Origin of the sequence: Pseudomonas sp. TSRC2-2 (assembly GCF_049897785.1) — a bacterium.
In the GTDB taxonomy this organism is placed as follows: Bacteria; Pseudomonadota; Gammaproteobacteria; order Pseudomonadales; family Pseudomonadaceae; genus Aquipseudomonas.
This window is the reverse complement of record NZ_JAFCWZ010000004.1, coordinates 210,987-236,600: the sequence shown is the minus strand read 5'-3', so window position 1 is coordinate 236,600 and position 25,614 is coordinate 210,987. Positions and strand designations below refer to the sequence as shown.

Sequence of the window (25,614 nt, the reverse complement as noted above, 5' to 3'; positions counted from 1 at the left end):
TCGGACGCTTCGTAACAATCCGCTATCGGCATATAAAAATAATAAAAGTTGAGGGTTATCCCTATGTGGCTTCCTGTAAAGAGTGGAGCTGTGCTGGCGTGTGTCTTGCCGGGCATGCTACTGAGTGTTGAAGCGCTGGCGGAGAGTTCCGACAGCGGTTTTTTAAAGGGAAGTTCTCTGACACTGGATACCCGGCACTGGTATTCCAAAGAGATCGGCAGGCGAGACACGGTCTACCGTTATCGTACCGATGATGGGCCACGGGTTTCGCATGACCGAGTTGCCTGGCAACAGGGCTTCAAGCTGGGGTTTATCTCCGGATATACACCTGGGACGGTGGGCGTGGGGCTTGATCTCGCTGCGTATTCGGTCGTTGCACTGGAGCGCAATCCCGCTGATGCGGCAGGCGGCAGTAACCGCATGCTGGTCAACAGCGACGGTGATGTCGAGCCGAGCTGGAGCCGCCTGGGCGTTGCCGCGCTGAAGTTGCGAATGGCTGAGTCGGAATTGAAAATCGGCCGTCATCAAGTGGCCAACCCCGTGATGAACTTTTCCGATACGCGTACCGTACCGGCGTCTTTTGATGGATGGTCGTTCGAAAACTCATCCATCAAAGGTCTGGTATTGAAGTCCGGTTATTTCTCGAAAATGGCGCCCCGCTATGCGGCCGGCACAGAGCCTATAGGGCTTCAATATGCAATGCGCCCGGTCAGCAGTGACTGGACCGCCTACGCGGGGGGTGATTACACCAGTGCGGGCGGGTTGAAGAGCAGTGTCTATGTTTCCCGTATTCAGGATATCTGGGACCGGGAATATCTAGGCATAGGCCGGGACTTCAAGACAGGAGAGATAAAAACCTCCGTCAAGTTGTCGGCTTACAACACTCAATCCAGCGGAAAACAAGAGGCCGGTTATATCGATCAGCAGGCCTATGGCCTGACGGTTACCCCCAGCTTCAAGAACCATACCGTCGAGTTGGGGCTGCAGAAAATAGTCGGCGATGAGTTCTTCGATTACGTCAAAGAATCGAATGCCATTTCGTTGCCCAATACCATGGTTTCCTATTTCAACGGGCCGAACGAAACCTCGTTTCAGGTCAAATATATCAATGACTGGGCGGCTTACGGCGTGCCGGGCTTCAAAAGCATACTTTGGCATACACGTGGCTGGGGCATTGACGGCACCGGTTACAACGCGGGCAGCAAAGGTGTTTATACCGCTTCACCCCTTCAGGATAACGAGCACCATAATGAAACCGGTGTTTTCGCCAGTTATACCGTCCAGGCAGCCGAACTGAAGGGGGCCAATATCCTTGCCGGCTACGCCTGGCATCGCGCGAGCAGTCATCAGGTCGAGGGCAACTTTGACGAGCTGCGGGTCATCGTGAAAATACCGGTGTCGTTGTTCTGAGATTCCACCGCGTCGCGCTTGGCCTGGTGGATATGCATCCTCCTGCCGCGCCTCTTCGGGTGCGCGGCAGGATGGTTGTCGAAGGCTGCAATCAATCAAAGGGGGGACGCCCGCGACCAGCAGCTTTTGGCCGGAAGCGGTCGTTTGCGCTGGGTAAAAAAAGGCGCGACGCCGATGGAAAATTACTCCGCCAACCAGGATTTCATTTTTTATATCTGAAAAAAAACGGGCGCATTCCGGGCCCGTTTTTCATTTTTTTCCTCGATTTATTCTTTTAGGCTGTTCTACGTTTCGTTGATATCGACCCAGCAGACGCCTGTGACGATACCCCAATTACCCTTCTCGTTAGGCCTCCGCCAGTAAGCCTTAGGTTGGGCTCTCAAATACGCAAGTGCTTGTTCATAGTCAGCCATTTTACGCTCGTCTCCTTTGGGCCCTACGGTAAATCCTCCGGCGCTTTTTAATGTCGGCGAGAAGATGGAGCCATCTTTTGCTTTCGGTACCAAGAGAGACGAGGACACTACTTTTTTGATTCGATTACCTGGTCTTCTTCCTCGAACGGAGTGATCGTTTCTGCAAGCAATGCCTCACCAAATCCGAGAATTTCGGCGTAGCGCTTGCGAAGTAAACCCTCCCTCGCATCCAGGAAATCCCGGAAGCGCTCGATTTTGTAAAGCTCCGGCTCGGCCGGAATCGAGTGCTGATTAATGAACTCAGGGCTGCGGTCTGCCAGCCAAACGTCAAAAGCTGTATCCGATTTCTCGATGTTGTCGAGGTAAGGCAACAATTGCAGATTGCTTAACCGGTCTTTTCCGTGAAGGTAAGCGTCCACCTCCGACTCGGGAATACCTTGGCTCAGCAGCTTCGCCTTGGTCAGGCTGCCCTGAGGAAAGATGTGGTCGATATGGTATTGCGATGTCCCCCAGCGGGTATCCGGATGAAGGAGGGAAATGGCGAAAAAGCAGGTCCATTCCTGATAGGTCAGGGACAGCAGATCGTCCAGGCTACGAGGGTCGGTGAAATCAATTTGGCTCTGCCTGCGTAGACCGATGAGCAACGCTTGTTCCGGGAAATCACTGGAGGTGGCCATGCTCTCCTGAATGATCTTTCGTGACTGACTGATGGTCCCGTCGGACGACCCGCCGAATGTACTTGCCAGCAATGCCTTGACGAGCCATCGGTGCATGGCGCGGACGGCGCCTACGTGAGTGGATTCGGTGGAATTGAAACGCATGGAAGTCTGGAAAAAATAATAAGCGATCGGCAATAGAGCGTTGGCGCTTGTCAGTGTCTCGCGATCAATGCCGAAGTCGTTGGTAAGGCGCACGGTCATTTCGAGGGCGGTTTTGATTCTGCCCCAGTTCTCGCGGATCAGATCCAGATTTTTCTTGGTGAAATTGGACACCTTGTACGCGTTCGGCAAATCCGACAACACCAGACATGCCTTCATGACCCAGTCTTTGTCGAAATTGTTGTTGCGGGCCAGACCGGTGTTCAGGTAATCCACAAACCCATAAATTTCTTCCCGTGCGTTGAGATCTCCCCATGTCGTCGTAATGGTCGACAGCAACAAGTCGGACTTGCTGAGCTTGGTACCGCCTTCATTGGCACGGACAAAAATGTCCAACACTCGCTCCAGGGATCGACTGCTTTCGGTAAAAAAGGCGATGGATTCGTCCACCCAAATGGCGTGGTAGAGCTTCTTCAAGTTTCGCTCGACGATCTTGCGATCCACACGACTGATGTCTTTCTCTTCCAGCGTTTCCAGAGTTTTTTCCAGGTAAGTGTCGAATTGATCCTTGTCCGCAAACTGCATAATGCTGCTGACAGGGAACCAGTGCGCATTTTCCCGATCGGTCGGTGGCGAGGTGAAGAATGACAAGCCGAAGGACACATCAGATTCGGCCTCCTCGTCGCTGGCATCCTTCATCAAATCGAGGTATAGATTTTGTCGTACCCAAGAGTCGGGGTTTTGCCAGCGCTTCCCCTTGAGCTTGACCTTGTAACTGCCCCGCAATCCAATTAGCAGTGACGTCAGTCGTTGCTGACCGTCCAGTACCAACGTCAGGTGTTGGTCGTTGATCTTGGCCTCTTCGTTATGGAAGTCACCGAATTTGAAATCTTCGACAAACTTATAAATATCGAGTTTCTCAGCTTGAGAAGGATCTATATCCCAGAAAAGAAAAGAACTGATGGGGTAGCCTTTAAGCAAGCTGTCGAACAGGCGAACAATCTGTTCCGGTGTCCATACGTAGGGACGCTGAATAGCTGGCAGGTAGTAGTCACGATTCAAGCGGCGGATGACGGCCGCAATGGTGCTGGATTTGTAGGCCATAGTTCGTCCTTGGAGTGCACGTGAAGCGGAAGAGGCAGAGGGAGGGTGAGACTCGGGATCGACGTTAGCTCAGACACTTGAAGGCCGCAACAGAATGGGTTGTGAGAGTGCTCATTCATTTTTTCGCATTTATGCAGGCAATGTGATGTTTGGGAGTTGGGCTCGGAAGAATTGAGGAAGACAAATACGAAGGGGAGATAGCTCTTATGGACAATAAACTGACATCTAAAGTCGCGGTCATTACAGGTGCTGCTCAAGGGATTGGCGCCGCAATTGCTCGAGGTTTCATAGAACACGGCTGCTTTGTTTACCTCACTGACTTAAACGACGAACTGGGGACAGCGACTGCGAGCGCATTGGGAAAACGTGCCGCTTATCTGCATCTTGATGTGCGGTGTGAAGAAAATTGGCAGCGAGTAACCACCCAAGTCGTGGAGACACACGGCAGCCTTGATGTATTGGTAAATAACGCGGGCATTACCGGGTTTGAGCAGGGGGTTGTCCAGCATGACCCCGAGCATGCGCGTCTGGAGGACTGGCGTGCCGTGCATGAGACTAATCTCGATGGGGTGTTTCTCGGCTGTAAATACGCCATTCGCGCCATGCGCCGTACCGGGGCTGGCTCCATTATCAATATTTCCTCTCGCTCCGGGCTGGTCGGAATTCCTGGCGCGGCTGCCTATGCATCGTCCAAAGCTGCCGTTCGCAATCACACCAAAACGGTGGCGCTTTACTGCGCCGAGCAGGGATTGAAAGTTCGATGCAACTCGATCCACCCGGCCGCCATCCTTACTCCAATGTGGGAGCCAATGTTGGGCACTGATGCAGGTCGTGAAGAGCGAATGGCTGCACTTGTTCGAGACACTCCACTCAGAAGATTCGGAATGCCCGAAGAAGTCGCGGCGGTGGCCCTGTTATTAGCCTGCGATGAAGCTGCGTACATCACCGGTAGTGAGTTCAACATTGATGGCGGTCTGCTGGCGGGGTCAGCAGCGACGCCAATAGCGTCGGAGGACAGCGAACGCTGAAACTGGAGATGGGTACGCGCGCTCCTGCAGCTCAGGGAGGCTGGAGCTTCTGGATAAGATGCTCACGATTTGCGCGCGATTTAGAAGGTCTGCATGCAGGTGAACTGACGACGACTGGAACGACTCGCTATGCCCGCAAGTCGTACCTGTTTACGAACATTTCAAGGTACGGCGCAATGGATAAGACAATCACCGTGGATCAACTGGCTACCACCGATCTGGGATCAATCAACGAGATATGGCTCGGCGGAACTCATACCCAGTTATGTCTGTGGCGCGCTGAACAAGTCTTCACCCATGAGATGCTCAGCGAGGGTACCCATGATCAGAATGTTCAACGCCTGTGCTTGCAATTAGTTAATCCTGACGATCGCGACGCGGTGGCCCGTGTTGAAGCGATCGCGCGCGAACGGCTAAAAGAATTGGGCAAGCAGGGCGAGTTTTATCCGGCCGAGAACGCGGACACTCATCAATAGTCGCGCTGCATCTGCTAAAGAATAGGGAGGCGCTAGTGCGCTGTTGCCAAAGCAGCGCCTCAAGCGTGTTCTTCAACCCTGCGCACATCACCCAACGAATCACGCTGCATCGACTGCAGATTCTTTTCGATGGTTTCGCACAGTGCTTCCATTTGAATCTGGTGTTCGCTGTGGCGAAACGGGCTTTGCAGATCGGTGCCGATGCGCTCGATGGCCAGCAGCATGAATCCTACGACGGTCGAGGCCAGCGGCGTGAACCAGCCCAGAGATTCGACCAGGCCCACCGGTACGATCAGGCAGAACAGCGAAATGAACAGTCGTGGAAAATAAACGTAAGGGTAGGGCAGCGGGGTATTGGCGATCCGCTCCATGCCGCCCTGACTGTTGGACAGGTCCACCAGCGTGGACTCAAGCCGTGCCAGGCGAATACTGTCCAGATGCCCGGCCTTGTATTCCCGAGCAAGCAACGTCGCCGAGCCGGTAAGAATATCGTTGGCAAAGTTATTGGTCGTGCCACTGCGGGCGAACTCTTCGGCGGGAATGAAAGCCCGTACCTCATCGGGACACGGTTGGCCCTGCAGATGCGCAGCGAGGCAATTCACATAGGCAACGTGACGACGCAAAAGGGTCGACTTGACCGGATTCACCTCGCTGCCGGCATCGTCCAGCAGCGTCAGCACCTGCCGGGCGAAGCTACGGGAATTGTTGATCATCGACCCCCACAGCGTCCGCGCTTCCCACCAGCGGTTGTAGGCGCTGCTGTTGCGAAAGCTGATCAACACGATCAGCGCCGAACCGAGCAAGGTCAGTGGCATCAGCGGCAGGTTCAACTTGGTGTTGAGAAACAGCATGAAGTCTACGGTGACCGCGATGTCCCAGAGCAGCAACCAGAACAAAGCCCAGCCTACGTAGCCCAGGGTCTTGATGATCAGACGGTATTTTTTGACGATGGCAGCTCTCAAACGGAAACCTCGCGGCGAGCAGTTTGCTTAAACGCTTAAGCTCGGACGATGTCTGGCACCGGCAGTTCCGTGGTGCAGCAGTCAACCGTCAGTCAATGTGCGAAGCCTGACCATTCGAGTCGCCAATGCTGGAGAGAAAGATTCGGGTATCCCGATTAGATCGCAGATGAACCACACGGCAAGCTGACGGCGCCGTTAACGCGAATTGGCGCATGTGGGCCCGTGATGTGTTTCTCGTCTGCCACATGAACCTGAGAAACTTTGGCAGGTTCGCCAGCCGTTCGGGGCAGTTTTCCGGCAAATCTGCCCGAGACTGACCACGATGAAGCAGCGTTCTGCGCAGCACGCGCAAGAAGCGAAGCGTCGCCGACCGGTCGATCCAGATCAGCAGATCGGCACGGGCCACGCGGTTTTCCCAAGTAGTTGAATGGCCACCCTCGAATATCCAGCGATCGCGCGCCTCGACCTCCAGGCATAATCGCGTCTTCTCATCCCGGCTTCTTTCGATCCAGCCTGGCTGCCAATGGATCGTGTCGATATGCACCACTGGCAAACCCGTGCGCTCACCGAGCTTACGCGCCAATGTACTTTTGCCCGACCCTGGTTGACCGACAATCATCACGCGTTGCATCGAAGCTCCTTCTCGCTCTGCAAGCTGTATTTTGGGGCGGGCGATTCTACGGCAATGGCTGTCTCGGTCAATGCCGTGCCGAAGCTGCTGGGATTACTCACAATGAGCCGAGTGCCGCTGCCGTAGTGCCTGGGTTAGCTTTCGTATCTGTTTATATTTCGCGACCACAGCCATGACTGATCGTCAGATCATTGTCCAGACAGCATGAAGTTGCTTTGCGAGCGTGCCGGTCATGCGCCCGCTGTAAAGGTCGGGTGCCGAGTCGGCCATTTTCAGAACTCCGTGCCAGTGCGCCTCATCACTGATTTTGAACTTTGCTTTGCGCGCCATTTCCATTGTTTGAGGTGACAAGCATCCAGCTCCGCGCACCGCAGCTGACTATCACACCTGAATCAAGGAATGAACGTGACTGCTCCCACTCATAAACCTTCTCTGCGCCGGGCCATTACTTTCCCGATGCTGTTTCTGTTTATTCTCGGCGATGTACTCGGCGCGGGTGTTTATGCGCTGGCCGGCACGATCGCGGGAGAAGTGGGTGGCGCAATCTGGGTGCCGTTGCTGATTGCACTGTTCTTCGCCATGTTGACGGCGGGTTCCTACGCAGAGCTGGTGACCAAGTACCCCCACGCTGGCGCGGCTTCGGTTTTCGCTGAAAAGGCATTCAAGTCACCGCTTGTTTCATTCCTTGTCGGTTTTTGCATGCTGGCGGCTGCGGTCACCAGCGCAGCGGGTTTGTCGCTGGCTTTTGCCGGTGATTACCTCAACGCCTTCGTCGACGTATCGCCGCAGATTGCAGCCCTTGTGTTTCTTTTGGCTATTGGCCTGCTCAACGCGCGGGGGATCAAGGAGTCGCTCGGGGCGAATCTGGTGATGACCGTGATTGAGCTGTCCGGGTTGATTCTGGTGATCGTCGCCGCTGTCTGGTATTTGCGCACGGGGGAGGCGGATCTTGGCCGAACGCTCACGTTCAAACCTGGCGTGAGTCCCATGCTGGCGGTGCTGGGGGCGGCATTGTTGGCGTTTTATTCCTTCGTCGGTTTCGAAACTTCGGCCAACCTGGCCGAGGAAATCAAGGACGTGCGCAAGGTCTACCCGCGCGCCTTGTTCGCCGCTTTGCTTACCGCTGGTGTGGTTTACATGGCGGTGGGTGTGGCGGCTTCGTCGGTTCTGCCTACCGAGAAGTTGGTGGCCACGTCGGCGCCTTTGCTCGAAGTTGTCCGCACATCGACCCTCGCAATCCCGCCGGCGCTGTTCTCCTTTATTGCGCTGATCGCTGTGGCCAACGGTGCGCTGTTAACCATGATCATGGCCAGTCGATTGACGTATGGCATGGCCAATCTGGGGCTGTTGCCGGGCGTTTTGGGTGCGGTGCTGCCTGAGCGAAAAACCCCTTGGGCGGCCATTGTCGCAACCACCGTGGTGGCCATTGCCCTGACGCTCACGGGTACTTTGGCAACGCTGGCAGAGACGGTGGTTTTGTTGTTGCTGTTCGTGTTTCTGAGTACCAACGTGGCGGTACTTGTCCTTCGGCGCGACAGGGTCGAGGAGGATCACTTTCGTGTGCCGACCTTTGTCCCGGTGCTTGCGATCGTGTCGTGTCTGGTGTTGCTCAGTCAGCAGGGTTGGGAGACCTGGTTGCGGGCGGGGGCGTTGATCATTGTCGGGGTGTTGCTGCACGGCTGTTCTCGTATCAAATTTTCCGCGATCAGTAAGGCCGGGTAGTGCGGCGGCCTGATGGATTGGTGTCGTTTGTGCGAGCGTCTTCGCGAGCAGGCTCGCTCCCACAGTGGTGGGCGGGCTGGCAACATTCATGAACCAACACTCATTGTCAGTCTGCGGGCGTGTGAGTAAGCTGCCGACATGAATCAGACCTCCGCTTCCCCATCATTTCCTGGCCCCCGTGGTCCAGTCGATCACGACATTCGCGATCAGATTGTCGCGGCCGCCAACGAGCACTTCAGCCAGTACGGCTACGCCAAAACCACGGTGTCCGATCTGGCCAAGGCCATTGGTTTCTCCAAGGCGTACATTTACAAATTCTTCGATTCCAAGCAGGCGATTGGCGAAGCCATCTGCGCGAACTGTTTGGGGCAGATCGTTGCGGCGGTCGAGCTGGCGACCAACGAAGCGGGCCTGACGCCCACCGAGCGCTTTCGCCGGCTGGTAAAAACCGTGATCGCCACCGGGGTGAACCTGTTCTTCAACGACCGCAAGCTTTACGACATCGCAGCCTTTGCAGCGGGTGAGAATTGGCCGAGTGCGCAGCGTTACGATGCGCAGATCAAACGCTTTATCACCGACATTGTGCGTGAAGGGCGCGAGGCCGGTGAGTTCGAGCGCCGTACGCCGCTGGACGAGACCGTCGAATCGATCCACTTGGCCCTGCGGCCCTTCGTCAATCCGCTGCTGTTGCAACACAACCTCGATTTTGTCGAAGTGGCGCCCGCGCTGACTTCCAACCTCATCTTGCGCAGCTTGATGCCTTGACCCTCTGCTGATCCGAATACTCGGATCAGTCGCCCCACACCCCGTTCCCGTCTTGATGCGCCGGCTTCGAGAAACCTTCAAATGGCCAGGGCGTGACTGTTGACTGATATGGTCACGCGGATAACATGGCCGCTGCAGTGCAGATATTTCATTTCCGAGACACCCCTAGAGTTCACACAATGAAAAAAACAATGCTCAAACGCCCGGTGGGGCTGGCTGTCGTTCTTGCGTCGTCCAACGTTCTGGCGGGCGGTTTCGCGCTCAATGAGCAAAGCGTCAGCGGCATGGGATCGGGTTTTGCCGGTCGCTCTTCTTCGGCGGAAGACGCCAGTACCGTTTTCGGCAATCCGGCGGGCATGGCGCGGCTCAAGCGCGAGCAGGCGAGCGTGGGGCAGGCCACGCTGTTCGCGAAGTCCGATATCAGCCAGACCCGCAGCACGTTTGGCGGCCAGGAAGACGGCGACATGGTGCCGACCACCACTGTGCCGATGGGTTATTACGTCAAGCCGATCGATGAGCACTGGGCGTTCGGCGTCGGATTCTACGTGCCGTTTGGTCTGATCACCGACTATGGCAGTGGCTTCGCGGGCCGCTATTACGCCAATAAAAGCGAAGTCACCACGCTGACGTTCCAGCCGACCATCAGCTATGCCTTCAACGACAAGGTGTCGATCGGCCTTGGCCCGACCATCAATCGCATCAGCGGCGAGCTGTCGGGGATGGTGGCCAATCCGCTGAGCCCCGGGCGCAATGACGGCAAAGTCAAAAGCACCGGCGACGATACCGCGCTGGGCTTTAACGCAGGCGTCATGGTGCAGGCGACCGAGCAGACCCGCTTGGGCCTGACCTATCATTCCAAGGTCAGTTACCACCTCGATGCGAAAACCAAACTTACCGATGGCATCTTCAACGTGCTCGGCGTCAGTGGCCGCAGCTATGACGCATCGCTGGACGTCGACACCCCCGAGTCTGTGGACTTCTCGGTGACTCATCAGCTCAATCACGACTGGACGCTGTATGCCGGCAGCACCTGGACGCGCTGGAGTCGCTTCAAAGCGCTGACGATCGAAAACAGTGGACTGCCGCCACTGCTCAGCGGCCAGTTGGGGACAATCAGCGAACAGCAGAACTGGCGCGACACCTGGGCCCACGCCATCGGCGCGGCGTACCGGTTGAACAATCAATGGGTGCTGCGTACCGGGTTCTCGGTTGATCAGTCTCCGGCGAACAACACCAATCGGGGGCCGCGTATCCCAACGGGCGATCGCAAGGTCTTCAGCCTCGGCGCCGGTTGGACGCCAGAGGAGAATGTCACCGTTGATGTCGCCTACTCTTATCTTTGGGAAGAGAGCGTTGAGATCAACGACAGCTCGACAGGCAAAGGTTCGTACAGCGCCAAATACAAAAACAGCGCCAGCGGCCTCGGTACTTCTGTCAGCTATCGCTTCTGATTCAGCGCAAAAAAAACGAGCCTTTAGTGACTGTTGACGTTATCGGTCACACGACTGAGAATATGATGATCATCCTATTTTCAGTAAAGGAATTCCATGCGCCGGCTCCGACCTTTCCCCCTCGCGGTATGTTTGTTGCCCTTGGCCCTGACGGCGTGTGGGGATTCTTCCAACGCAAAAGATCCGCGCACCTTGGCGCCCATTGTCAGATCGACGCCGGTGCAACCGGCAGAAAATGGATCTCGATCATTCACCGGCGTCGTAGCGGCGCGCATCCAGGGCGATCTGGGCTTTCGCGTCTCGGGCAAGGTGCTCGAGCGGCTGGTCGATACCGGTCAAACGGTCAAGCGCGGCCAGCCGCTGATGCGCCTCGACCCGATCGACCTTGGCCTTCAGGCGCGAGCGCAGCAAGAGGCCGTTGCGGCCGCTCGCGCCCGCGCCAGACAGACCGCCGATGACGAAGCGCGCAATCGCAAACTCGTCGCCGCCGGCGCTATTTCGGCATCGGCCTACGATCAGTTCAAAGCCGCCGCTGACACCGCCAAGGCGCAACTCAATGCCGCTGTGGCGCAAGCGGACGTAGCGCGCAACGCCTCGGGTTACGCGGTTTTGGTGGCGGATGCCGACGGCGTGGTGGTGGAAACCCTCGCCGAGCCCGGGCAGGTCGTCAGCCCGGGTCAACCGGTGGTTCGCTTGGCACGCGCCGGTCAGCGTGAAGCCATCGTCCATTTGCCCGAGACCTTGCGTCCCGCAGCAGGCTCCACCGCCCAGGCCAAACTGTATGGCGATACGTCGGCTGCGGTCAGCGCAAGGCTGCGATTGCTTTCCGATTCGGCCGACCGCACCACCCGCACCTTTGAGGCGCGCTATGTGCTGGAAGGCAAGCTGGCCAATGCGCCGATCGGCTCGACGGTCACCGTCGAAATTGCCCAGGGTTCTGCGCCAGAACAGGCGTTGAAAGTGCCCATCGCCGCCATTTACAACCCGGGCAAAGGCCCCGGCGTGTGGGTCATCGCCGGCACACCGGCAAAAGTGAGCTGGCGCCCGGTTGAGGTCCTGGGCCTTAGCGATGACTCGGCTCGGGTTGCCGGCGCGCTCCACATCGGTGAGCCGATTGTGGCGCTGGGTGCGCATCTGCTGCGCGATGGCGAAGAAGTGCGCTTGTCAGCGCGCGACGATGGTCAGGTTGCCGGGAGCCGTCCATGAGCGAGGGCCGGTTCAACCTCTCTGCTATCGCCGTTCGCCAGCGCGCGATCACGGTGTTCCTGATTTTTCTCATCGCCGTTGCCGGCGTCCTGTCGTTCTTCAAATTGGGCCGGGCGGAAGATCCGCCGTTCACGGTCAAGCAGCTAACGGTGATGACCGCATGGCCCGGAGCGACCGCGCAGGAGATGCAGGACCAGGTCGCCGAACCCCTCGAAAAACGCTTGCAGGAACTGAAGTGGTACGACCGCTCGGAAACCTATACCCGCCCAGGGCTGGCGTTCACCGTAGTGTCGTTGCTCGACAGCACACCGCCGTCGCAAGTGCAGGAAGAGTTTTATCAGGCACGCAAAAAGCTCGACGATGAAGCGATCAGGCTGCCGGCGGGTGTTATCGGGCCGATGATCAACGATGAGTTTTCCGATGTGACCTTCGCGCTGTTCGCCTTGAAAGCCAAGGGCGAGCCGCAGCGCTTGCTGGTGCGCGACGCGGAAACATTACGCCAGCGCCTGTTGCACGTGCCGGGTGTGAAGAAGGTCAACATCATCGGCGAGCAGGCCGAGCGGATCTTCGTCTCGTTTTCCCATGATCGGTTGGCGACGCTGGGCCTGTCGCCGCAGGACATCTTCGCCGCGCTGAATAATCAGAACGTACTGACGCCTGCAGGGTCCGTCGAAACCAAAGGCCCAGAGGTGTTTCTACGCGTCGATGGTGCGCTCGACACGCTGCAGAAAATCCGTGACACGCCAGTTGTCGCGCAGGGGCGAACGCTCACGCTGTCTGACGTGGCCACGGTTGAGCGCGGTTACGAAGACCCCGCGACCTTTCTGGTGCGCAACAATGGCGAAGAAGCGCTGTTGCTTGGCGTAATCATGCGCGAGGGCTGGAACGGTCTTGATCTGGGCAAGGCGCTGGATGCCGAGACGGTCAAAATCAATGGGGAAATGCCCCTCGGCATGACCCTCTCCAAAGTCACCGATCAGGCGGTGAACATCGACTCGGCCGTGGGCGAGTTCATGGTCAAGTTTTTTGTCGCGCTGCTGGTAGTCATGCTCGTGTGCTTTCTGAGCATGGGCTGGCGTGTCGGCGTAGTGGTAGCAGCGGCGGTGCCGTTGACCCTGGCGATCGTGTTTGTGGTGATGGCGGCCACCGGCAAGAACTTTGACCGGATTACCCTGGGGTCGCTGATCCTCGCGCTCGGGCTGCTGGTAGACGATGCAATCATCGCCATTGAAATGATGGTGGTGAAAATGGAGGAGGGCTACGACCGCATCAAGGCCTCCGCTTATGCCTGGAGCCACACGGCGGCGCCGATGCTGGCCGGTACGCTGGTGACGGCGATTGGCTTTCTGCCGAACGGCTTTGCGCAGTCCACGGCGGGCGAGTACACCAGCAACATGTTCTGGATTGTCGGCATCGCGCTCATTGCTTCGTGGGTCGTCGCCGTGGCATTTACGCCTTACCTTGGGGTGAAGCTGTTGCCCGACATCAAAACAGTCGAGGGCGGGCATGCGGCGATCTACGACACGCCGCGCTACAACCGCTTTAGGCGGATTCTGGCGTGGGTGATTACGCGCAAATGGCTGGTGGCGGGCATGGTGGTTGCGCTGTTTGCGGTTGCGATTCCGGGCATGGGGCTGGTGAAAAAACAGTTCTTTCCCACCTCTGACCGCCCCGAAGTGATGATCGAAGTGCAGATGCCCTACGGCACGTCCATCGAGCAGACCAGCGCCGCAGCGGCCAAGGTCGAGGCCTGGCTGCAAAAGCAGGATGAAGCGAAAATCGTCACGGCCTATATCGGCCAGGGCGCGCCGCGGTTTTTCCTGGCGATGGCGCCGGAGTTGCCGGATCCATCGTTCGCCAAAATCGTTGTGCTGACCGACAACCAGGACGCTCGTGAGACCCTCAAGTTGCGCTTGCGCGAAGCGGTGGCCGAAGGTCTCGCTCCGCAGGCTCGCGTCAGGGCAACGCAGATCGTGTTCGGGCCGTATTCGCCATTTCCGGTGGCCTACCGGGTGACGGGGCCTGATCCGGCGAAATTGCGCGACATCGCCGAGCAGGTCAGGGCGGTGATGCAGGCCAGCCCGATGATGAGAACCGTCAACACCGACTGGGGCCCGCTGACGCCGACGCTGCATTTCAACCTGGATCAGGATCGTTTGCAGGCAGTGGGGCTGACGTCCAGCGCAGTCGCCCAACAATTGCAATTTCTGCTCAGCGGCGTGCCGATCACGGCGGTGCGCGAAGACATCCGTTCCGTGCAGGTCGTTGGCCGTGCGGCGGGCAATATCCGCCTTGATCCGGCGCAGATCGAAGGCTTCACCCTGGTCGGCGCAGCGGGGCAGCGCATCCCGCTGTCGCAGATCGGCCAGGTCGAAGTGCGCATGGAATATCCGATCCTGCGGCGCCGTGATCGCACGCCGACCATCACCGTGCGTGGCGACATCGCCGAAGGCCTGCAGCCTCCGGACGTCTCGGGCGTGATCATCCAGCAGTTGCAGCCGATCATCGCGCAATTGCCGTCCGGTTACCGGATTGAACAGGCGGGTGCAATCGAAGAGTCCGGCAAGGCCGGCAAGGCGATCCTGCCGTTGCTGCCGATCATGATCGCCATGACCTTGCTGATCATCATCGTCCAGGTGCGTTCGATCTCGGCGATGATCATGGTCTTCCTCACCTCGCCGTTAGGCTTGATCGGTGTGGTGCCGACGCTGCTGATCTTCAACCAGCCATTCGGCATCAATGCGCTGGTCGGGCTGATTGCGCTGTCAGGGATTCTGATGCGCAACACGCTGATCCTGATCGGGCAGATTCATCACAACGAGCAGGAAGGCCTCGCGCCGTTTCATGCCGTGGTCGAAGCGACAGTGCAACGGGCGCGGCCGGTATTGTTGACCGCGCTGGCGGCGATTCTGGCGTTTATTCCGCTGACCCATTCGGTGTTCTGGGGGACGCTGGCGTACACGCTGATTGGCGGCACGTTTGTCGGCACGATTATCACACTGGTATTTCTGCCGGCAATGTATGCGATCTGGTTCAGGATTCGGCCTGAGAACAAGGGGCATTCGGACACTGTAAAAACTGCCTGAGCAGATGATTCGAGGTCTCTGGGCTGGCCTCTTCGCGGGCAAGCCTGCTGCCGCATAAACCGTTTGGTTACGCAGAAAGGGCGGCCGTCTGAGACAGTGCGGCCGCTTCTCGTCTCACTCGGCCAATTCGATCAGTTCGCCACCGTCCTTTGTCAGCCGCTGCAAAAACGCCTGTGCATCCAGCAACTGATACGGAAAATACAGCCCCGGCTCGACCGGTGGCTGCCCGTCCAGCCCAAGCAGTCGCTCCAGCAGCATGGCCACGCTGAGCCCGGTCAATGCCGCCGCACCTGAGCGATGAACCAGGGCGTGCCGTGTGCGCAAGGGCTGCCCTTCGTGGTCCGTTCCCGCGAGTTCGATGAGTATCTCGGTCGACATCGGCTGGCCCTTGCGCCGGGTCGAGCTGACGCCGCTGGCGAGGTTGAACTCAACGTTCGCAGCGTCCGTGGCAGCGGCGAGGCCGGTGACGTCGATGGAGGAAAAGCCGCTGCCGTGCAGGGTCGTGCCGTCGACGGCGCGGAAGCTGGCCTTGGCGTCGTCGCCTTCACGCCAGATGAACTCGCCGTCGCGACGGGTCAGTGCGGCGGGCAGCATTTTGCTCAGGTGTTCGAAATCGACGGCTACAGTCGGGCCACCGCCGTCCTGTTCGTCAACCAGCGCATGGATGCAGATGTCGTGCACGTGGGCGAACACCTTGGCGATGTGCAGCGTTGCCACGGTGGTCGCACCGACCATCCATTCGTAGCCGAGCACAATCGGCGACGCGTCGGGCGTGTGCATGAAACGGGCGATTTGCGGTGCGATTTCGAACACACCGGAAGAAATGCTCAAGTGTGGCACCTTGCGGTTTTGTGCAAAGCGCAGCCCGGCGAGGGCATGGTCCATGTAGAAGAGGGCGATGGCGCTGACGGGACGATCACCCAGCCCAAGATCTTTTGCGCGAGGATCGATGACCACACCTTGGGCATTGCCGATTTGCTCAGCGGCTTGCTCTGCCTTGGCGAGGTCGCGTCCGCCGATCAGCAACGGAACGTTCGGGTGCGCCGCGCGCAATGCGCGGGCCGTCTGGTGGCCGATGGCGCCGGAACCGCCCATGAACAGAATGGGATGAAGTGGCATGAATCCTCCTCATTTTTTTCTGGATTGAAGCGTGCGTGGGTCAGATACCCTAGCACGCACTTTGCTCATCGCCCGTTTCGTCGCTCGCCGTTCCGACGAACGCCGGCAGGCAAATCCGCTCGCTCCACTTCGCTCAGTAGCGCCAGAAAACCGGAGTGATCAGCACCAGAACAGTCAGTATTTCAAGCCGTCCCAACAGCATGCCTACTGTCAGCAGCCACTTTGCGGCGTCGGGTAGCGATGAGAAGTTGCCGGCGGGGCCGATGATCGTGCCCAGGCCGGGCCCGACATTACATACCGCAGTGGCGGCGCCGCTCAATGCGGTGGTCCAGTCCAGCCCGATCAGCGCAAGCCCCAGTGCGATCAAGGCGATGGTGATGGTAAAGAAAAAGGAGAACGTCAGGAGCGAGCGCAGAATGTCTTCGTCGATCGGGTGACCGTTGTATTTTTTCTGAATGACGGCGCGGGGGTGGATCAGTTGCTTCAAGCTACTGACCAAGAGGGCCGCAGCGACCTGGAAACGGAAAATTTTCAGGCCGCCAGCCGTCGAACCTGAGCATCCGCCAACAAACGTCAGGTAAAAGAACAGCAGAACGGCAAAGCTGCCCCATAGCGTGTAATCGCCTACCGCAACACCCGTCGTCGTGACCACCGAGGTGACATTGAGCGCGACAATCCGAAACGCATCCAGCCATGAGTGTTCGCTGTGTACGTATAGCCATGTCCCCACGGCCAGCCAGGTCGCGACCAGAAATCCAATGAAACCCCGCACCTGCTTATCCTTGATCAAGGCAAACCGGTGTCCACGCAAGGTCGCAACGTAAAGAGTAAACGGCAGGCTGCCCAGAATCATGATGACAACGGCCACCCAGTGAATCGCTGGCTGCGTCCAATGCCCGAGTGAGGCATCGGAGGTCGAGAAGCCGCCCGTGGAGATTAGCGACATGGCGTGATTGAGCGCTTCAAACGGCGTCATCCCGGCAGCCCAGAGGGCGGTTGCACCGATGCCAGTCAGGCTCAGGTACAGGATGAGAATGTATTTGGCGGCGACGTGGGAGCGCGGCGTGACTTTTTCTGACCAATCCGAGGATTCGGTTTGGAAAAGCCGCATGCCCCCCACGCGCAACAGGGGAAGGATGGCCACTGCCATGCCGATGAAGCCGATGCCTCCAAGCCAATGCAACATCGAACGCCAGATCAGCAAACCCGGTGAGGCCGTATCCAGTCCGGACAGGACGGTAGAGCCGGTTGTCGTGATGCCGGACATCGTTTCGAAGAAGGCGTCGGTGTAGCTGATATGGCTGATCAGCACCATGGGCAATGCCGCGAAAGTGCACACAACTACCCAGCTGCCGGTCGTCAGCAGATACATGTCTCTGGGCCGTAACTGAGCGGTCTCGGGTCGGCCCCGAACGACCAGCACAATGCCGCAGGTGAATGTGACAAGACTGGCCCAAAGGAACGCCGACAGATCGTCACTGCGATCGAAAACGAGCAGCGTGACCATCGGAATGGCCATGCTGACCGCCAGCGTGATCAGGAAAATACCCAGGATAAAGGCGATGAGCCGCAGTGCTGCGAGTGACATGAAAGGTAGCCCGAAAAATCAACGCCGCGCAGTATCGGCCGGCTCGCGGTTATGCCCCGTAAAATTTGCGTAAAAATTACGGGGCATGTAAAGGCGCGGCGGCAGGTTGATTCACAGGTCTGGGCGCCTGGCCCCTGCTGCCACCGCCTGGTTCAGCCCACCAGATGAAGGAACTGCATGTGCCGCTCGTATTGATCGAGGATATCTCCGATCACCTCTTCGCGTGACCAGCCCATGATGTCCTTGTCTTGCCCACCTTCTCGCAAATGCACTTCGGCCCTGAAATATTTGCGATCCTCGTCCTGAGTGTCACCCATGACGAAACTCGGCATTGCGTAGGGGTGTGGGCGCACTTCATAAATGAACTGGGGGTTGTCGGCACTGCCGACGCTGAGTCGGACGCTGCTGTCTTCCAGGTCTTCGACATTGCACACATAGCCCTGCTTTCGCCATTCCTCAGCCACCGACAGACACGCCGGTTTCGCCGTCTCGGTAATGAAGCGAAGCACATGTGAACGCCGCGGGAACATGGCCATGGTCCGTAGCCTGCGTTGCCAGCTCCCCGGGCTGCGGCTTACCCCGGGCGACATCGACTGATAACGCAGTCCGCGTTTGGTCGCGTCAAGTTTCAAGGCTTTGAGAAGACCTCGCATGCTGAAAAGCAGGGTAATGGTGAACGGCAGGGCGCTGGCGATGGTCGCGGTCTGCAAAGCCTTCAGACCATCTGCCAGGAGCAGAGCAATGGCAACCAGGCCCATGCTCGAAGCCCAGAACACGCGCTGCCATACCGGCGTGTTTGCCGATCCGCCCGAAGCCAGCATGTCGACAACCATCGCGCCGGAGTCTGCCGAGGTGACGAAGAACACCACGACCATCACAACGGCGACCAGCGAGATCACTCCTGAAAACGGGAAATGCTGAAGGAAGGCGAAGAGCGCGAGGGAGGTGTCCTTATCAATGGCTGCGCCCAGGTCGGTGATGCCTTCGGTGAGAATCATGTGAATGGCGGTATTACCGAACACGGTCATCCACAACAGCGTGAAGGCTGCGGGAACAAGCAACACACCCATGACGAATTCGCGGATGGTGCGGCCTCGGGAAATGCGTGCGATGAAGAGCCCGACAAAGGGCGACCAGGCCAGCCACCAACCCCAGTAGAACAATGTCCAACCGCCGATCCAGTCGGTGGGTTGGTAGGCATAAAGGTTCAACGTTCTGCTGACGATTTCGGTGAGATAGCCACCGGTGTTCTGCACGAAGGTTTGCAGGATGAGCACCGTAGGGCCGAGTACGATCACCATCAACAACAGCAGCACAGCCAATCCGAGATTGAGTTCCGAGAGGCGGCGCACTCCTTTGTCCAGACCGGTGACAACCGAAACAGTGGCGAGCCCGGTCGTGGCGATAATCAACAAGATCTGTACGGTGGTATTGATCGGAACGCCGAACAAGGCGTTCAGACCCGTGTTGATCTGCGCAACACCAAAGCCCAGGGACGTTGCGACACCGAGCACCGTGCCGATGATGGCGAAGATGTCGACGGCATGACCTATCGGCCCGTAGATACGATCTCCGATCAATGGATAAAGGGCTGATCTGAGCGTGAGCGGCAGGCCGTGACGATAACTGAAATAGGCCAGAATCATTGCCACGATGGCGTAGATCGCCCAGGCATGCAGGCCCCAATGGAAGAAGGTGATCTTCATTGCTTCGCGTGCAGCCTCGACGGTGTTGCCGTCTCCGACTGGCGGGTTGAGAAAATGCATGACCGGTTCAGCCACGCCAAAGAACATCAGGCCGATCCCCATGCCGGCCGAGAACAGCATCGCGAACCAGGTTGTGCTGCTGTAATCAGGGCTGCTGTGGTCGGGGCCGAGTTTTATATCGCCGTATCGGCTGATACCGAGAAACACAACGGTACCAAGGATGATCGCTACGGCAAGAATGTAGAACCAGCTGACATTGGTGATGATCCAGCTTTGAACATCGGCAAACACCAACTGAGCGTGGGCCTGGAAAACACTGGCATAGATAACCAGCAATAGCAGGATGATTCCCGATGTATAAAAAACCGGCGGGTTGAGTGTGGGCGTCGCGCTTGGGTCGGCCTTGGCTGTCATATGAATCTCCTCGGGACGGTCACAGCGATTCGTGTTCCTCTCTCGCTGATGCAGGGCGTTGCAGATGACTCTGCACATCCAGGTACGTTCCGTTCAGCGCTGATATCAAAATAGACGTTCGCAGTCTATTAGGTTGGATCCTGGATCCAATTATTGATGTATTTTATCGTTAGTCGACAGGCGGTAGACTAAGACTATTGCTAGCAGTGATGGCGCAATGACATATTGCAGCATCTTTCCTCACCTCACGATGTACCGAAAATGCGCCCCCTCAAGTCACTTGTTGCAGCGTCGATGCTGCTCAGCGGGTGCAATGGAATGCCAGTCGCTTTTGTTCAGGATCCTGTTTTAGACCAAGCCTTTGTCGTTCACTCCGGCGCGCCTTTGCCTTACCTGCTGATGGGTTCGGCTGTGCAATGGAATGAAGATTTCGCGGTGACGGTGAAGCACATTCCTTACTTGTCGGGCACGGTGTTCCAGGGCCAGGCAGACGTGCAGTTCTTCCGCCACAAGGCCAATAGCGTGCCGGCGTGGCGCGGTTACAAGCCGGGCGAAGAGCTGACCTCGGTGGGGTTCAATTCGCTGTACATGTCGATCAAGGGCACCGGCCAGGCCTTGCCGGCCATGGTTCGCCTCGACGTCAAAGAGGGCAACGTGCTTTACGGCACCCACAATGGCGCGCTGGCCAAAGGCATGTCCGGCGGGCCGGTATTTTCCGCCGATGGCAAAGTGGTTGGCATCAACGTGGCATTCCTCACCCGTGATGACGTCAGTCGGCTCAAACGCCCGGACCTGATCGATCAACCGCGCGTGAGCATTTTCCTGCCGTACGCGGAAATCAATCGCGAATGGTCGCGCTATCAGGCCAGCATCACCCCGGCAGCGCCACCAGCGACCAAGCTGGCCAGCCGTTGATCAGCGTTCGCGCAACGCTTCGCGGGCGCGATTGAGCGGTTTGATCAGGTAGTCGAGCACGGTTTTTTCGCCGGTACGGATGTCCACCGTGGCGATCATCCCGGGCACGATGGCGAAGCGTTTGCCGGCCTTGTTGCGCAGTTCATCCGAAGCGGTGCGGATGAATACGCGGTAATAGAAGATCTCCGGTTTGGCTTCGTCCTGAATCGTGTCCGGCGAGATTGTCACCACTTCGCCGTCGAGGCTGCCGTAGATCGAGTAGTCGTAAGCGGTGATTTTCACTTTCGCTGCCTGGCCAGGATGAATGAAGGCAATGTCGCGCGGCGAGATGCGTGTCTCGATCAGCAGTTGCTCATCCAGCGGCACGATCTGCATGACCTGGCCGTTGGGCGCAATCACGCCGCCAATGGTGCTGACCTCGATGTCCTTGACGATGCCGCGCACCGGCGAGCGCAGGGTCAGGCGTGACAGCGAGTCGGTGCGACCACGGATCACCGCTTCGAGCATCTGCGCCTCGGCGTTGGCTTTGGCCAGATCTTCGCGCGCGCGAACCATGTAATCGGAACGCGCTTCGGTGGCCTTCAATTCAAGCTCCGAGCGCTGGCGGGTCAGACGCAAGACTTCGACCCGGCTGGAGGCGCCGATCTTCGCCAGATTTTCGGTGATCGCCAGTTCGCTGCGCACCAGTTTCAGCGAACTCTGAATGCCGTCGAGGGTTTGCGCCAGACCTTTGCGCCGGGTCTGGTAGAGCTCGGTTTCGGCACGGATCAAATCGGGGAAGTCCTGCAACGAGGGATCAAACGTCAGCGGTTTTTCGCTGACTTCAGCCTGCAAGCGATTGACGCTGGCCAGCGCTGCACGGTACTTGGCCGCGCTTTCGCCGACGTTGGACTGGTTTTTCACCGGGTCCAGTTGGGCCAGAATCTGCCCGCGCTCGACCAACGCACCTTCGCTCACATTGAGCTGCTCGAGGATGCCGCCCTCCATCGACTGGATCACTTGTTCGCGAGAGCTCGGCACGACCTTGCCGGTGCCGGTCGATACCTCGACCACTTCAAACCACGCTGCCCAGGCGATGAAACAGGCGAGCATCAACGCGCACCCCCAGATTACTTTCGCGCCGCCGGCGAGCGCGCGCTCATCGTGGCCGTCGAGGTAGGACATCGGGTCGGGTACGTCGGTCATCATCGGTTTCATACCGCCACTCCTTTGCCGGGGGCACGCAACCGCGCCAGCGCGGCGTCGCGGTGGTCGTCAATGACGATGCGCCCGTTGTCGAGGACGATGATCCGCTCGACCAGTTGCAACACACTGACCCGGTGCGTGGCGACCACCAGCGTTCGGCCCTGGGTCCAGGTCGCGAGTTTTTCCAGCAGCAGACGTTCGGTGACGTCGTCGAGTGCAGCCGTCGGTTCGTCAAGCAACAGCACTTGTGGCTGACGCAACAACAAGCGCGACAGCAACAGGCTCTGGCGCTGACCGCCCGACAGGCCCAAGCCACCTTCAAGCACCAGGTGATCCATGCCTTTGGGCAGTTGACGAACGAAATCCAGCGCACCGGTAACGTTCAACGCCGCGATGATTTCCTGATCGCTGGCCTGACCGGCGCCGAGGGTGATGTTGTCGCGCAGGGTGCCGTGAAACAGTCGCGCCTGTTGCGACAGCAGGCCGACGTCGCGGCGCAGGTCGGCCGGATCCAGATGCGCCAGGGCGATGCCGTCCAGCGTGGTTTCGCCGCTGCTCAGATCCATTGCACCGCCCAAGGCCTGGAGCAACGTTGATTTGCCGGCGCCGTTGCGGCCGAGCAGGGCGATGCGCTCGCCGGGGCGGATGGTCAGATCGATGCTGTTGAGCGCCGGGGACGATTCCTCGCTGTAGCGAAAACTCGCCTGACGCAGGCGGTAGTCGCCACGAATCGCCGGCAGGTGCACACGCTGGCTGCCTTCGGGATGATCCACCGGCATCTGCATGATCCGGTTCAAGCCTTCGAGCGCCACTTTGGCCTGCTGCCAACGGGTGAGCACGTGGGTCAGTTGTGCCATCGGCCCCATCATCCGTGACGACAGAATCGACGCCGCGACGAGGCTGCCGGTGGTCAGGTCGCCGGCAATCACCATCGGCGCGCCGAACACGATCACCACGGCAAACACGCCGCCCTGCACATTCTGCGTCCAGGCCACGAGGCTGTTGGTCAGGGAGCGCAAACGCAAGCTGCTGTCCGCCGAGGCGGCGTTGTACTGATTCCACTGTTGCTGGAAACGCTGCTCGGCTTGCAGCGCCTTGATGTCGTCGAGGCCCTGAATACTTTCCACCAGCATGGCGTTGCGCAGCGCCGCTTCGCGCATCGACGCATTGGCCAGTTTGGCCAGACGCGGTTGCGCGATGATTCCGGGCAACAGCATGAACACCAGCGCCACCAATGGAATCAGCACCAGCGGACCGCCGATCAAATAGAACACCAGCAGGAACAGCAAAAAAAACGGCATGTCCGCCAGCGCCGTGGCGGTGCTTGAAGTGATCAGATCGCGGATCTGCTCCAGCTCGCGCAGTTGCGAAATGAACGAGCCGGTGGACTTGGGCCGGGCGGAATTACGCAAGCGCAGCGCATGACCAAACACCAGATCGGACACCCGCAAGTCAGCGCGCTTACCCAGCACATCGGTAATGCGCAGACGCAGAATGCGCATGACGAAATCGAACAGCAGCGCCAGCATCACTCCGCCGAACAAAACGTACAGGGTTGGCAAGGATTCCGCCGGAATCACCCGGTCATACACCTGCATGGAAAACAGCACCCCGGCCATGCCCAAAAGGTTCGCTACCAGCGAGGCGATCATCACCTGGGTGTACGGCCGCAGATCGGTGAGGACGATGCGCCGGAACCAGTGTTCGTCGTAGGGCTTGATGTAGTCGTTGGTACGCACGTCGGCCACCGGTTGCGTCGGGCGCAGAATCACCGTGCGCAGGGCCTGCTCGGCGAGAGCGCCGGCTTCCATGCGACTCTGCAAACCTTGATCGCCACTGAAGCAGATCCCCAGTTCGCCGGTCTCGCCGATGCTTTCGAGTACGCCGACCTGACCATCGCGCAGTTGCACCACCAGTGGCGTGCGCCAGCGGCTCAGGCTCTTGTTATCGAAGCCCGCAAATTTGACGCTCAAACCGGCCTGACGGGCCATGTGCCGAACCACCTCTTCGACGCGGCCTTCGCTGTGCACCGAAGCCAGGTGCACACTTTGCGGCGAGACGTCGAGGCGATAGTGGCGGGCGACCTTGAGCACCGCTTCCAGCCACGGCGAATAATCTTCGCGAGCCTCCGCAGCGGCGGGTTCGGGAACAGTGATGCTGGCATCGGTCATGGCAGGATCTCGAAATTCTGGGTGGCACTGTGGTCGATGCCGAAGACCCGGCGAATCGCACCGCTGTTGTAGAAACAGTCGATCTGCAGGCGTTGCAGATCGGCCCGGGTGTTGACCAGATCGAAGCGCGACTGGTGGATTTCCTGCTCGGCGTTCAGCAGGTCGAGCAGCGGTCGCGTGCCCAGTTCCAGGTACTGGCGGCCATACAACATGCGTGCCTCGGTGATGCTGGTCTGGCGAAATTGCAGCGAGCGCAGCCGCCGGTTCAGGCCCGAGGTTTGCGCCTGGGCTTCAGCCAGACCCTGGCGCGCTTGCAGGCGGGCGAAGTCTTCGGCTGAATCCGCTGCGGTCAGCGCATGCCCGGCAGCGCGGCTGCGTGCACTGATGGCACCGCCCTGATAGATCGGCACTTCGAGGTTGAGGAAGATCCCGACTTGGGTGCGATCGGCGCGCGAGTTCTGCTCGTCGTAGTTGTTATCAAGGTACTGGTTGACCGAGGGTTGCAGCGACAGCGTCGGGTAGGCCTCGGCTTTGGCCTGGGCCAGCTCGGCCTGGGCCTGGGTGCGTTGCGCAGCCGCCTGGAGAACGGCGGGTAGGGTGTCGGAGATCTGCGAGGCGTCGCAGGCCTGGGTTAGCGTAGGCGCGGCGGCGTCGCTGACCGCCGGCGGCGTGCGCCGACCGAGCAGACTGGTCAGCGTCGCTTGCCAGCGTGCGTATTGCGCCTTGAATTCCTGCAACGTCGCCGTCGCGCCTTCGGCCCGGGACTGCGCCTGGACCATATCGGAACGGGTGCTGGCGCCCATGTCGCTGCGCTGTTTGGCCAAGTCGACGATGCCACCGATGCCCTGAATCTGTTCACGGGCAACCTCAAGCAGACGCTGATAACGCTGCACCTCGATGTAGGCCCTGGCGGTGTCGCGGGCGATGTCGTCGATCGCCAGCAGAATCCCGGCCTGACTGCGCGCGACCCGCGCCCGGGCAGCGTCGACCGAGCTGGACACCTTGCCGAAGTCGTACAGCATCTGCTTGAGGGAAATGTTCACCGACTGGCTGCCGGCATCGCTGCCGTAACCGCTGGTGTAGCCACCCTTGATGCCGCCGGTGACCTGCGGGTAATAGCCGGATTCGGCGACGTTGACCCCTTCGCCTTGCTGGAACAGCGTGCCGATGGCTTCGCCGATCCGTGGGTGCCAATCCACGGCCAGCCTGACCGCTTGTTCCAGCCCCAACGCATCGGCAGACGCTTTGGAAGCAAGGGCAGGGCGCTGACGATAGTCCTTGCCTGCCGGTTGTTGCAGTTGCGACGGGCTGATGCTGCGCAAGCTGCTGTCGAGATTGTCGTCGGCGCGAACGCCGACGGTGAAAGCGGGGTAGAGGCCGATGGTCAACAGGACCACCGGCCATTTCTGGCGAAAAACTGACTCCACAGACTTCCCTTACTGTT

General features: G+C 58.8%; 20 protein-coding genes. 10 read left to right on the top strand and 10 right to left on the bottom strand.

The features are described from left to right. Positions 1-63: 63 nt before the first annotated feature. Both ACP7D9_RS09725 and ACP7D9_RS09720 read left to right on the top strand, forming a co-directional pair. On the top strand, positions 64-1,410 hold the full coding sequence (locus ACP7D9_RS09725; protein ID WP_426157035.1) for an OprD family outer membrane porin: 1,347 nt from the start codon (positions 64-66) through the stop codon (positions 1,408-1,410). A gap of 18 nt (positions 1,411-1,428) precedes the next feature. Beyond that, on the top strand, positions 1,429-1,629 hold the full coding sequence (locus tag ACP7D9_RS09720) for a hypothetical protein (RefSeq protein WP_312998704.1): 201 nt from the start codon (positions 1,429-1,431) through the stop codon (positions 1,627-1,629). Between the two features lie 301 nt (positions 1,630-1,930). Here the strand turns inward: ACP7D9_RS09720 and ACP7D9_RS09715 are convergent, their stop codons facing one another. Next, positions 1,931-3,745, bottom strand: coding sequence for a DUF262 domain-containing protein (locus ACP7D9_RS09715; RefSeq protein ID WP_101162405.1), 1,815 nt, complete (start codon positions 3,743-3,745; stop codon positions 1,931-1,933). Between the two features lie 206 nt (positions 3,746-3,951). Between ACP7D9_RS09715 and ACP7D9_RS09710 the strand changes: the two genes are divergently transcribed. After that, the gene (locus ACP7D9_RS09710; protein ID WP_426157033.1) at positions 3,952-4,773 is read left to right on the top strand and encodes a glucose 1-dehydrogenase; all 822 of its coding nucleotides are present in this window, start codon (positions 3,952-3,954) and stop codon (positions 4,771-4,773) included. A 176-nt stretch (positions 4,774-4,949) separates the two neighbouring features. Then, a complete protein-coding gene (locus tag ACP7D9_RS09705; protein WP_426157031.1) occupies positions 4,950-5,249 on the top strand; it encodes a hypothetical protein in 300 nt (99 codons plus the stop codon). A gap of 59 nt (positions 5,250-5,308) precedes the next feature. On the opposite strand, the gene ACP7D9_RS09700 is transcribed toward ACP7D9_RS09705, so the two are convergent. The 3 genes from ACP7D9_RS09700 to ACP7D9_RS09690 all read right to left on the bottom strand — a co-directional run bounded on the left by ACP7D9_RS09700 (position 5,309) and on the right by ACP7D9_RS09690 (position 7,193). Beyond that, complete coding sequence (locus ACP7D9_RS09700; protein WP_101162399.1) at positions 5,309-6,211, bottom strand: bestrophin family protein; 903 nt, start codon at positions 6,209-6,211, stop codon at positions 5,309-5,311. 88 nt (positions 6,212-6,299) lie between these two features. Further along, positions 6,300-6,842, bottom strand: coding sequence for an AAA family ATPase (locus ACP7D9_RS09695; RefSeq protein ID WP_426157029.1), 543 nt, complete (start codon positions 6,840-6,842; stop codon positions 6,300-6,302). A gap of 183 nt (positions 6,843-7,025) precedes the next feature. Then, on the bottom strand, positions 7,026-7,193 hold the full coding sequence (locus ACP7D9_RS09690; protein ID WP_426157027.1) for a hypothetical protein: 168 nt from the start codon (positions 7,191-7,193) through the stop codon (positions 7,026-7,028). A gap of 48 nt (positions 7,194-7,241) precedes the next feature. Here ACP7D9_RS09690 and ACP7D9_RS09685 point away from each other — a divergent pair, with 48 nt between their 5' ends. The 5 genes from ACP7D9_RS09685 to ACP7D9_RS09665 all read left to right on the top strand — a co-directional run bounded on the left by ACP7D9_RS09685 (position 7,242) and on the right by ACP7D9_RS09665 (position 15,072). Next, positions 7,242-8,564: an APC family permease gene (locus tag ACP7D9_RS09685; protein ID WP_426157025.1), complete on the top strand. Its 1,323-nt coding sequence runs from the start codon at positions 7,242-7,244 to the stop codon at positions 8,562-8,564. 138 nt (positions 8,565-8,702) lie between these two features. Continuing rightward, on the top strand, positions 8,703-9,329 hold the full coding sequence (locus tag ACP7D9_RS09680) for a TetR/AcrR family transcriptional regulator (protein ID WP_426157023.1): 627 nt from the start codon (positions 8,703-8,705) through the stop codon (positions 9,327-9,329). A 179-nt stretch (positions 9,330-9,508) separates the two neighbouring features. Next, a complete protein-coding gene (locus ACP7D9_RS09675) occupies positions 9,509-10,780 on the top strand; it encodes an OmpP1/FadL family transporter (RefSeq protein ID WP_426157021.1) in 1,272 nt (423 codons plus the stop codon). A 96-nt stretch (positions 10,781-10,876) separates the two neighbouring features. Further along, positions 10,877-11,986: an efflux RND transporter periplasmic adaptor subunit gene (locus ACP7D9_RS09670; RefSeq protein ID WP_426157019.1), complete on the top strand. Its 1,110-nt coding sequence runs from the start codon at positions 10,877-10,879 to the stop codon at positions 11,984-11,986. After that, a complete protein-coding gene (locus tag ACP7D9_RS09665) occupies positions 11,983-15,072 on the top strand; it encodes an efflux RND transporter permease subunit (protein WP_426157017.1) in 3,090 nt (1,029 codons plus the stop codon). The genes ACP7D9_RS09670 and ACP7D9_RS09665 overlap by 4 nt, the downstream gene beginning before the upstream one ends. 114 nt (positions 15,073-15,186) lie before the next feature. Here the strand turns inward: ACP7D9_RS09665 and ACP7D9_RS09660 are convergent, their stop codons facing one another. The 3 genes from ACP7D9_RS09660 to betT all read right to left on the bottom strand — a co-directional run bounded on the left by ACP7D9_RS09660 (position 15,187) and on the right by betT (position 19,899). After that, positions 15,187-16,191, bottom strand: coding sequence for an NAD(P)-dependent oxidoreductase (locus ACP7D9_RS09660; protein ID WP_426157015.1), 1,005 nt, complete (start codon positions 16,189-16,191; stop codon positions 15,187-15,189). 133 nt (positions 16,192-16,324) lie between these two features. Next, positions 16,325-17,779 (bottom strand): TrkH family potassium uptake protein, encoded by a 1,455-nt coding sequence (locus ACP7D9_RS09655; protein ID WP_426157013.1) that lies wholly within the window; start codon positions 17,777-17,779, stop codon positions 16,325-16,327. A gap of 152 nt (positions 17,780-17,931) precedes the next feature. Then, positions 17,932-19,899, bottom strand: coding sequence for a choline BCCT transporter BetT (gene betT, locus ACP7D9_RS09650; RefSeq protein WP_426157011.1), 1,968 nt, complete (start codon positions 19,897-19,899; stop codon positions 17,932-17,934). A 318-nt stretch (positions 19,900-20,217) separates the two neighbouring features. Here betT and ACP7D9_RS09645 point away from each other — a divergent pair, with 318 nt between their 5' ends. After that, on the top strand, positions 20,218-20,814 hold the full coding sequence (locus ACP7D9_RS09645) for a trypsin-like peptidase domain-containing protein (protein ID WP_312998750.1): 597 nt from the start codon (positions 20,218-20,220) through the stop codon (positions 20,812-20,814). On the opposite strand, the gene ACP7D9_RS09640 is transcribed toward ACP7D9_RS09645, so the two are convergent. Genes ACP7D9_RS09640 through ACP7D9_RS09630 form a run of 3 tightly spaced genes read right to left on the bottom strand, consistent with a single transcriptional unit; the run spans position 20,815 to position 25,597 of the window. Next, positions 20,815-22,002: an HlyD family type I secretion periplasmic adaptor subunit gene (locus ACP7D9_RS09640; protein WP_426157385.1), complete on the bottom strand. Its 1,188-nt coding sequence runs from the start codon at positions 22,000-22,002 to the stop codon at positions 20,815-20,817. Between the two features lie 5 nt (positions 22,003-22,007). After that, positions 22,008-24,170 carry a type I secretion system permease/ATPase gene (locus ACP7D9_RS09635; protein ID WP_426157009.1) on the bottom strand — a complete coding sequence of 721 codons (2,163 nt, stop codon included), beginning with the start codon at positions 24,168-24,170 and terminating at the stop codon, positions 22,008-22,010. Next, positions 24,167-25,597 carry a TolC family outer membrane protein gene (locus ACP7D9_RS09630; protein ID WP_426157007.1) on the bottom strand — a complete coding sequence of 477 codons (1,431 nt, stop codon included), beginning with the start codon at positions 25,595-25,597 and terminating at the stop codon, positions 24,167-24,169. The genes ACP7D9_RS09635 and ACP7D9_RS09630 overlap by 4 nt, the downstream gene beginning before the upstream one ends. Positions 25,598-25,614: the final 17 nt, after the last annotated feature.

Bases quoted from the DNA above. Each gene is read 5' to 3' on its own strand.
- ACP7D9_RS09725 (WP_426157035.1), top strand. From the start codon at position 64: ATGTGGCTTCCTGTAAAGAGTGGAGCTGTGCTGGCGTGTGTCTTGCCG.
- ACP7D9_RS09715 (WP_101162405.1), bottom strand. From the start codon at position 3,745: ATGGCCTACAAATCCAGCACCATTGCGGCCGTCATCCGCCGCTTGAAT.
- ACP7D9_RS09710 (WP_426157033.1), top strand. From the start codon at position 3,952: ATGGACAATAAACTGACATCTAAAGTCGCGGTCATTACAGGTGCTGCT.
- ACP7D9_RS09705 (WP_426157031.1), top strand. From the start codon at position 4,950: ATGGATAAGACAATCACCGTGGATCAACTGGCTACCACCGATCTGGGA.
- ACP7D9_RS09695 (WP_426157029.1), bottom strand. From the start codon at position 6,842: ATGCAACGCGTGATGATTGTCGGTCAACCAGGGTCGGGCAAAAGTACA.
- ACP7D9_RS09685 (WP_426157025.1), top strand. From the start codon at position 7,242: ATGAACGTGACTGCTCCCACTCATAAACCTTCTCTGCGCCGGGCCATT.
- ACP7D9_RS09680 (WP_426157023.1), top strand. From the start codon at position 8,703: ATGAATCAGACCTCCGCTTCCCCATCATTTCCTGGCCCCCGTGGTCCA.
- ACP7D9_RS09675 (WP_426157021.1), top strand. From the start codon at position 9,509: ATGAAAAAAACAATGCTCAAACGCCCGGTGGGGCTGGCTGTCGTTCTT.
- ACP7D9_RS09670 (WP_426157019.1), top strand. From the start codon at position 10,877: ATGCGCCGGCTCCGACCTTTCCCCCTCGCGGTATGTTTGTTGCCCTTG.
- ACP7D9_RS09665 (WP_426157017.1), top strand. From the start codon at position 11,983: ATGAGCGAGGGCCGGTTCAACCTCTCTGCTATCGCCGTTCGCCAGCGC.
- ACP7D9_RS09660 (WP_426157015.1), bottom strand. From the start codon at position 16,191: ATGCCACTTCATCCCATTCTGTTCATGGGCGGTTCCGGCGCCATCGGC.
- ACP7D9_RS09655 (WP_426157013.1), bottom strand. From the start codon at position 17,779: ATGTCACTCGCAGCACTGCGGCTCATCGCCTTTATCCTGGGTATTTTC.
- betT (WP_426157011.1), bottom strand. From the start codon at position 19,899: ATGACAGCCAAGGCCGACCCAAGCGCGACGCCCACACTCAACCCGCCG.
- ACP7D9_RS09645 (WP_312998750.1), top strand. From the start codon at position 20,218: ATGCCAGTCGCTTTTGTTCAGGATCCTGTTTTAGACCAAGCCTTTGTC.
- ACP7D9_RS09640 (WP_426157385.1), bottom strand. From the start codon at position 22,002: ATGATGACCGACGTACCCGACCCGATGTCCTACCTCGACGGCCACGAT.
- ACP7D9_RS09635 (WP_426157009.1), bottom strand. From the start codon at position 24,170: ATGACCGATGCCAGCATCACTGTTCCCGAACCCGCCGCTGCGGAGGCT.